Raw genomic sequence first — 6719 nt, forward strand, 5'->3', positions numbered from 1 at the left:
GCCGCCCCGCCGCCCGCACGGCCCTGGTGGCGGCCGCCTGCCTCGCCGCCGCCTGCGCCGTGCTGCTGGCGGCCCTGGCCGCCGGCGGCGGCCTGGTGCCCTCCGTGCTCGGCGACCCCGGCGCCCTGGTCCGCTACGGCCTGCCGCTGGCCCGCACCGTGCACGACCTGTCCGCCGCCCTGGCCGTCGGCGCGCCCACCGTGGCCGCCCTGCTCCTGCCGCACCCCTCCGCCGCCTGGACGCGCGCCGTGCGCGCCGGCGCGGTCGGCGCCGGCGCCTGGACGCTGGCCGCGCTGGCCGTGCTCGTGCTCACCGCCATGGACGTCGTCGGCGCCGCCCCCGGCGCGCCCGGCTTCGGCGCCCAGTTCGCCCAGTTCGCCCAGGAGATCGAGCTCGGGCGCGCGCTGCTGGTCACCACCGTCCTGGCCGCCGTCGTCGCCACCGTCGGCGCCGCCGCCGCCACCCAGACCGGCGCCGCCTGGTCGGCCGTGCTGGCCCTGGTGGCGCTGCTGCCGCTGTCGCTGTCGGGCCACGCCTCCGGCTCCGCCTCGCACCAGACCGCCGTCACCTCCCTGGCGCTGCACCTGGTGGGCGTGACCGTCTGGGTCGGCGGGCTGGCCGCCGTGCTGCTCGTGGCCCCCCTCACCGGCCGCCGCGCCGCCGCGTCCGGCGGGCGCGCCGCGGACCTGGGCGCGCTGGCCGCGCGGTACTCGACGCTGGCGCTGTGGTGCTTCGCCGCCGTCGCGCTGTCCGGGGTCGTCAACGCCTCGGTGCGCCTGGGCGGCTGGTCCGCGCTGGGCACCGCCTACGGCGCGCTCGTGCTCGCCAAGGTGCTCGCCCTGGTGCTGCTGGGGGCGCTGGGCGCCTGGCACCGCCGCCGCACCCTGCCGCTGCTGGCCACCCGCCCGCGCGCCTTCGCCCGCGTCGCCGTCGGCGAGCTGGTCCTCATGGCCGCCGCCACCGGCCTGGGCGTCGCGCTCAGCCGCACCCCCACCCCGGTGCCCGAGCGGGACCCCTCCACCAGCCCCGTCGACCAGCTCCTGGGCGAGCCGGCGCCGCCGCCGCTGACCGCGGCCCGCTGGTTCACCCAGACCTCCCCGGACCTGCTGTGGCTGCTCGTGGGCGCCGGCCTGCTCGCCGGCTACCTGCTGGCCGTGCACCGCCTGCGCCGCCGCGGGGACCGCTGGAGCGCCGGCCGCACGGCGTGGTGGGTGCTGGGCTGCCTGGCGCTGCTGCTCGTCACCAGCGGCGGCCCGGCCGCCTACGGCCGGCTGTCCTTCAGCTCCCACATGCTCCAGCACATGCTGCTGACCATGGTGGTGCCGCCCGCGCTCGTGCTGGGCGCCCCGGTGACCCTGGCGCTGCGGGTCCTGCCCGCGCGCCGGGACGGCTCGCGCGGGGCCCGCGAGTGGCTGCTGACGCTGGTGCGCTCGCGCTTCCTGGCGCTGGTGGGGCACCCGCTGGTGGCCGCCGCCCTCTTCGCCGGCAGCCTGATCGTCTTCTACTACTCGCCGCTGTTCGAGCTGGCCCTGCGCACCCACGTGGGGCACGAGCTGATGATGCTGCACTTCCTGGGCACCGGGTACCTGTTCTCCTCGGTGCTCATCGGCGTCGACCCCGGCGCGCACCGCCCGGCGCACCCGCTGCGGCTGATCCTGCTGCTGGCCACGATGGGCTTCCACGCCTTCTTCGGCGTGGCCCTCATGCAGGGCACCCAGCTGCTGGCGCCGGACTGGTTCGCGCAGGTGGCCCCGGGCACGGACCTGCTGGCCGACCAGCAGCACGGCGGAGACATCGCCTGGGGCATCGGCGAGGTGCCCACCCTGGTGCTCGTGCTGGGCGTGGCGGTGGCCTGGTCCCGCTCGGACACGCGCGAGAACCGCCGCCGCGACCGCGCCGCCGAGCGCGACGGCGGCCGGGAGCTGGCCGACTACAACGCGATGCTGGCCCGCCTGGCCGAGCACGACGGGCGCCCGGCGCCCTCCGAGGAGCGCTGAGGCGCCGCCCCGCGCCGGGGCGAGGGGCGGCGCACCCGGCCGGGCTCAGGCGAGCTGGACGTCCAGCGCCGAGGCCTGCAGCGTCTTGGTGAACGGGCACAGCCCCAGCGCCTGCTCCAGCACCGCGGAGGCGTCGGTGCCGGCGTCCGGCAGCGTCACGCGCAGCGCGTAGCGGGCGGTGTAGCCCGGCTCGCCCTGGGCCAGCGTCACGCGCGTCTCCACCTGCGCGCCGTCCACGCTGCCGCCGGTGGTGGACACGGCGATGCGCAGCGACTCCAGCAGGCAGCTGCCCAGCGCCGCGGCCATGAGCTGCTCGGGGTTGGTGCCCTGCCCGGCGCCGTCCAGGGCGGTGGGCTCGCTGACGTCCAGGGTCAGGGCGCCGTCGTCGGAGCGGGCCGAGCCCGGCGTGGAGGTGACGACGGCCGTGTAGAGGTCGTTGCTCATGCCCCGACGCTAGGGCGCCTCGCCGGGGCGCGCTCGGTGATCACGGCCGGGCTGGCCGATCCCCGCCGTCCTGCCGCGCGGGGTGCACCCCGGCGCGGCGCCCGCGGCCCGGCCCGGCGATGATGGGCCCGCCGGACCGGCGAGGACCCCACAGCCCGGAAGGACCTGCGACGCCCATGGACAACGCAGCGGTGCCCGACTTCACGGTCGACACCCTCGGCCCCTGCACGGTGGACTCCCCGCTGGCCCCGCGCCTGCAGGCGCGCCGCACGACGCACCACTACATCGACGAGACCGACCGGGTGCTCTTCGACGACACCCTGTCCAAGGTGAACCGGCGCGTGGCCGGCGAGGACGACCTCGACGGCCTGGCCGACCTGCCCAGCCTGGAGCCCACCGGCCCGCGCAAGAAGATCTTCTTCGACCCCTCCAAGACGCGCGTGGGCATCGTCACCTGCGGCGGGCTGTGCCCGGGCATCAACAACGTCATCCGCGGCCTGGTCACGGAGCTGACCAACCACTACGGCGTGCGCCGCATCTACGGCTTCAAGAACGGCTACCAGGGCTTCGTGCCGCGCTACGGCCACGACGTGGTGGACCTGACCCCCGAGGCCGTGGACGGCATCGACGCCGAGGGCGGCACCATCCTGGGCAGCTCGCGCGGCCAGCAGGACCCCGCCGAGGTGGTGGACTGCCTGGAGCGGATGGGCATCGGCATCCTCTTCGTCATCGGCGGCGACGGCACGATGCGCGGGGCCCAGCGGATCTGCGCGGAGGTCGCCGAGCGCGGGCTGAAGATCGCCGTGGTGGGCATCCCGAAGACCATCGACAACGACATCCCCTTCATCGACCAGAGCTTCGGCTTCCAGTCCGCCTTCAGCGAGGCCACCCGCTCCATCCGCTCGGCCAAGGTGGAGGCGCGCACCGCGCCCAACGGGGTGAGCATCGTCAAGCTCATGGGCCGGCACTCGGGGTTCATCGCCTGCTACGCGGCGCTGGCGCAGAACGAGGCCGACTTCGTGCTCATCCCCGAGGTGCCCTTCACCCTGGACGGCGCCGGCGGGTTCCTGGAGCTGCTGCGGCAGAAGGTCGCCACCCAGGGCCACGCGCTGGTGGTGGCCGCCGAGGGCGCCGGGCAGGAGCTGTTCGACGAGGACCACCTCACCGACGCCTCCGGCAACAAGAAGCTGCAGGACGTCGGCCGGCTGCTGCGCCAGGCGATCACCGAGGACTTCGCCGCGCACGACCTCGAGCTGAACCTGCGCTACATCGACCCCAGCTACGTCATCCGCTCCGTGCCGGCCAACCCGTACGACAGCGTGTACTGCATCCGCCTGGCGCACGCGGCCGCGCACGCGGCGATGGCCGGGCGCACGAACATGGTGGTGGGCCGCTGGCGGCGCCGGTTCGTGCACATCCCCATCCGGCTGGCCGTCTCCGCGCGCAACCAGGTCGACCCGCACGGGGACCTGTGGTGGTCGGTGCTGGAGGCCACGGGCCAGCCGTGGTCGCTGGGCGACAAGGAGGCGGAGCGGGTCACCGCCTTCGGCGGTCAGTGACGTCCCCGCCCGCGCAGCGCGGAGCCCCGCACCCCGGGCGGGGTGCGGGGCTCCGTCGCGCCGGGGCCGGTTTCAGGAGGCCGGGTTCAGGCGGGCGATGACGCCCTTGGCGGTCTGCCCGAAGCGGTAGGACTGCGTCAGGTACGCGTTGCAGAAGATGTTGCCGCCGGCGAAGAGCGGCACCGCGAACTGCGCGACGCGCTGCTTCTTCTGCCACGCGGCCAGGTCCGCGGGGGTGGTGGAGGAGGGGATGGTGGCGTCCTTGACGCTCACCGGCTCCCCGCGCTGCTCGGCGGCCTGCGCGGCCGCGGCGATCTTCTTGCCGGCGTAGGCGGAGTACGCCGTGGCCAGCGCGCCGCCGACGACGAAGCCGATCTTCAGGGCGCCGACGCTGCCGTAACCCTTCTGCGCCGCGATGCGGTTGCTGCTGGCCGCGGTGAGCTTGGAGCCGGTGAACAGCACCGTGCCGATGCCGCCCCACTGCGCCGGCTGGAAGCGCGACCACGCCGAGGCGGCCACGCGGATGCGGTCGGAACCCGACGTCAGGTCGCTGCCGGACTTGTTGACGCCGGCCACGCCCATCACCGAGCCGCCGAACCACAGGGCCGAGGCGAGGTCGTGCACGGCCTGGGTGACGTAGCGGTTGTCGCTGGTGCTCACGGGTACCTCCGGGTCGGGACGTTCTGTCGTCGTCTGTCCCCTTCCCCGCCGGGCGCCGTTCACACGTGCCGATCCCCGCCGCGCGCGGGCGGCGCGCTCACCCGGGCACCCCCAGCCGGCTCCAGAACCGCGCCAGCGTCGCGGCCCCGGCCAGCAGCAGGTCCACGTGGACGCTCTCGTCGCTGTCGTGCCAGTTGTCCTCCGGCAGGCCGGTGCCGAAGAACACCAGCGGCGCCCCCAGGGAGGTGGCCAGCAGGTGCGCGGGCGCGCCGCCGGCGTTGCGCATGCGCCCCACGGGCCGCCCGAAGCCCTCCGCGGCGGCGACCTGCAGCTGCGCCAGCGCGGGCAGGTCCCACGGCGTGGCGTACGGCTCCTGCCCGGACTCCTCCGAGACCCGCAGCTCGTGGGCCACCTCCTCGCCCAGGCCCTCGCGCGCCCACGCCCGCAGCTGCTCCGCCACGCGCGCGACGCTCTGCCCGGGCACGGTGCGCACGCTGATCCCGGCGGTGGCCACGGAGGGGATCGCGCCCTGCGAGGGGCCCACGGGGTCGCCGGCCAGCAGCGAGACCACCTCCACGGAGGGGCGCACGTACAGCCGCTCGGGCACGCTCCAGCCGCGCTCGCCGACCACGGAGCCGGTGCTGCTGCGCTCCAGCCAGTCGGCCTCGTCGTACGGCAGCTGCGCCAGCGCGCGCAGCTCCTCCTCCCCGGGTTCGACGACGTCGTCGTAGAACCCCGGCAGCGTCACGCGCCCCTCGGCGTCGTGCAGGCCCGCCAGCAGCCGCGACAGCGCCAGCACCGGGTTCGGGGTGGTGCCCGAGACGGCGCCGGAGTGCACGTCGCGCAGCGGACCGCGCACCTCCAGCTCGGCGCTCAGCGAGCCGCGCACCCCCGTGCAGACGGCCGGGTGCTCCCGCGACCACGTCATGGTGTCCGAGAGCACCACCAGGTCGCAGGCCAGCTGCTCGCGGTGCTCGCGCAGCAGCGCGGCCAGGTGCGTGGAGCCGGCCTCCTCCTCGCCCTCCACGAGCACCGTGAGGTTGACCTCGGGGGCCCGGCGGTGGGTGGCGGCCAGGTGCGCGCGCAGCCCCCACACGTGGGCCAGGACCTGCCCCTTGGCGTCGGAGGCGCCCCGGCCCCACAGCCGGCCGTCGCGCAGCGCCGGCTCGAAGGGCGGGGTCTGCTCCCAGTGGTCGTCCTCGGCGGGGCGCACGTCGTGGTGGCTGTAGACGAGGACGGTGGGGGCGCCGGGCGTCTCGTGCCAGCGCGCGAACACCGCCGGTGCGCCCGGCGTGCGCCACACCTCCACCTCGGGGAAGCCCGTCGCGCGCAGCAGCGCGGCCAGCCAGTGGGCGCTGCGGACCATGTCCGGGGTGTTCTCGGGGTTCGCCGAGACGGAGCGGATGCGCACCCAGCCGATCAGGTGCTCCAGCAGCTCCTCGCGGGTGGCGTCCAGGTGGGCGTGCACCCGCCCCAGCTCGGCGGTGTCGTGCGGCGGGTACGTGCGTGCGGCGGTGCGCTCGATGGTCACCGGTCCTCCGTCGGAACCTCGGTGCTCAGCCGGCGGTCTCGACCGCCGCCATTGCACCTCGCGCCCGCCGGGACCGCCACCCGGTGCGCGCCGCCGCGGCTGGCTAGGCTCCTCGGACGGTCGAACCGGGGCCGCGGTCCGGGGCGGGAGGTGCGCGGTGAAGGTGGCGGCCAGCGGGACGTACGACCCCGGGGAGGGCAGCCGGCTGCCGGCCGGCGAGGTGCACGCCTGGGAGCCGGGGCAGAACCAGACGGCGTGCGGGGTGCCGCTGCGCCGGGCGGGGCTGGCGCGGTTCCCGCACGTGGACTTCGCCGACGCCGACCCGGTCACCGGCGGCAGCGCCGACGCCGTGCGGTGGGTGTGCCCGAAGTGCACCGCGGCCACCACGCCGCGCCGCCAGCGCGGCGGGCGGCGCTGGGAGCGCACCGACCCGCGCCCCTGAAGCCCGCCGGCCCGCGGGTGGGCGGGTCCGACGCGCCGACGGGTCGGGTCCGACGCGCCGACGGGTCGGGTTTGACGGGCCGAGGG

Annotated in this window: 6 protein-coding genes; 3 read left to right on the top strand and 3 right to left on the bottom strand. The window is 76.2% G+C overall.

What is annotated here, in order from left to right; genetic code table 11:
* A partial coding sequence (locus GTR00_RS11020) for a cytochrome c oxidase assembly protein (protein ID WP_166611669.1) occupies positions 1-1997 on the top strand: 1997 nt, incomplete at its 5' end.
* 45 nt (positions 1998-2042) lie between these two features.
* On the opposite strand, the gene GTR00_RS11025 is transcribed toward GTR00_RS11020, so the two are convergent.
* Positions 2043-2441: an OsmC family protein gene (locus GTR00_RS11025; RefSeq protein ID WP_166611670.1), complete on the bottom strand. Its 399-nt coding sequence runs from the start codon at positions 2439-2441 to the stop codon at positions 2043-2045.
* A 176-nt stretch (positions 2442-2617) separates the two neighbouring features.
* Here GTR00_RS11025 and GTR00_RS11030 point away from each other — a divergent pair, with 176 nt between their 5' ends.
* The gene (locus GTR00_RS11030) at positions 2618-4000 is read left to right on the top strand and encodes an ATP-dependent 6-phosphofructokinase (protein WP_166611671.1); all 1383 of its coding nucleotides are present in this window, start codon (positions 2618-2620) and stop codon (positions 3998-4000) included.
* 72 nt (positions 4001-4072) lie between these two features.
* Here the strand turns inward: GTR00_RS11030 and GTR00_RS11035 are convergent, their stop codons facing one another.
* Both GTR00_RS11035 and GTR00_RS11040 read right to left on the bottom strand, forming a co-directional pair.
* A complete protein-coding gene (locus GTR00_RS11035; protein WP_166611672.1) occupies positions 4073-4660 on the bottom strand; it encodes a hypothetical protein in 588 nt (195 codons plus the stop codon).
* Positions 4661-4757: 97 nt separating this feature from the next.
* Positions 4758-6191, bottom strand: coding sequence for a M20/M25/M40 family metallo-hydrolase (locus tag GTR00_RS11040; protein ID WP_205705548.1), 1434 nt, complete (start codon positions 6189-6191; stop codon positions 4758-4760).
* Positions 6192-6348: 157 nt separating this feature from the next.
* Here GTR00_RS11040 and GTR00_RS11045 point away from each other — a divergent pair, with 157 nt between their 5' ends.
* Positions 6349-6633: a hypothetical protein gene (locus GTR00_RS11045; protein WP_166611673.1), complete on the top strand. Its 285-nt coding sequence runs from the start codon at positions 6349-6351 to the stop codon at positions 6631-6633.
* The last annotated feature ends 86 nt before the right edge of the window (positions 6634-6719 follow it).

This window comes from Kineococcus indalonis (assembly GCF_009906395.1).
In the GTDB taxonomy this organism is placed as follows: Bacteria; Actinomycetota; Actinomycetes; order Actinomycetales; family Kineococcaceae; genus Kineococcus; species Kineococcus indalonis.